Origin of the sequence: Marinomonas lutimaris (genome assembly GCF_019426345.1) — a bacterium.
GTDB lineage: Bacteria > Pseudomonadota > Gammaproteobacteria > Pseudomonadales > Marinomonadaceae > Marinomonas > Marinomonas lutimaris.
This window is the reverse complement of record NZ_JAHLLW010000052.1, coordinates 1-1225: the sequence shown is the minus strand read 5'-3', so window position 1 is coordinate 1225 and position 1225 is coordinate 1. Positions and strand designations below refer to the sequence as shown.

General features: G+C 44.5%; 3 protein-coding genes. All 3 read left to right on the top strand.

Annotation, left to right across the window (positions count from 1 at the left end; genetic code table 11):
- Positions 1-394: nucleotidyltransferase domain-containing protein (locus KPL72_RS21055; RefSeq protein WP_249422380.1), on the top strand; the 394-nt coding region annotated here is incomplete at its 5' end.
- Complete coding sequence (locus KPL72_RS21050; RefSeq protein WP_219704354.1) at positions 391-852, top strand: hypothetical protein; 462 nt, start codon at positions 391-393, stop codon at positions 850-852. The genes KPL72_RS21055 and KPL72_RS21050, both read left to right, overlap by 4 nt.
- 160 nt (positions 853-1012) lie before the next feature.
- Complete coding sequence (locus tag KPL72_RS21045; protein WP_219704353.1) at positions 1013-1225, top strand: hypothetical protein; 213 nt, start codon at positions 1013-1015, stop codon at positions 1223-1225.

Here is a 1225-nt window from a genome sequence, read left to right as displayed (position 1 = left end):
GCCGGATAACGCCTCGTTCCTCGGCTCATCCGGCCTACGGGGTGGTGTTTTTTTTACTATGATAGGGATGTTTTTTTATTTGGAGTCCGATATGCGTTTGACTAAATACCAGCAAGAGACAATTAAGCATGTGTTATTGAAGCATTTTGGCGAAGGGTCTGATTTGCTAGTTTTTGGTTCAAGGGCCGATGATAATGCGCGTGGCGGGGATATTGATTTGTATATTGAGCCTGATTTGCATGAGGCCGATGATATTGTTGAGGCTAAACTGAATGCTTTGGTTGAACTTCATTTGCTGCTTGGTGATCAGAAAATTGACTTGGTCGTCAATCGTAAGTCTGGAACAGTTTTGCCTATCTATAAAATCGCAAAAGAGAGCGGTATTCGCTTATGAATAAGGATGTATTTCAGGGGATCGTTAATATTTGCCAAACGCATGCAGAACGTTTGAATTGGTCTATGCAGCACTTGGCAGATAAACACCCCTACACTGCGGCCAGTTTGTCTGAACTTACGGAGATTGAACTTGCGGTATTTGATCAGTTTATAGTCCGGTTTTCAAAATTGCAGGATGTGATGGGGGCAAAGTTATTGCCTGCAGTAATCGAGCTAACGCATGAAGAAGGTGAGCTTACTACATTTATTGATAAGTTAAATCGACTTGAAAAGATAGGAGCCCTGGATTCTGTTGAACAGTGGCTGAAGTTACGGGAAATGCGTAACCAATTTGCCCATGATTACCCTGATGATCCTGAAATACAATCGGCGTTATTGAATAAAGCGTTCGGTATGGCTGGTCAGTTGTTGCAATGTCTAGATCACGTGGTTCGTTTTGCGGCTAAGTATCAATGAGTAAGTTTTGTTATGCTTGCTGGCTTTAATCGTCACGGTTTTTTGTAGGTAAGCGCCTCGTGTCTCGGCNCGTGGTTCGTTTTGCGGCTAAGTATCAATGAGTAAGTTTTGTTATGCTTGCTGGCTTTAATCGTCACGGTTTTTTGTAGGTAAGCGCCTCGTGTCTCGGCTCATCCTTTATCGCCGGATAACGCCTCGTTCCTCGGCTCATCCGGCCTACGGGTGGTTGGGTAATGGTCGTGGTTTGGTGTCATGTGGTTTTTTGCCGGATTATATCTTCGTTCCTCTATTCATCCTTTATCGCCGGATAACGCCTCGTTCCTCGTCTCATTCGGCCTACGGGTGGTTGGGTAATGGTCGTGGTTTGGTGTAA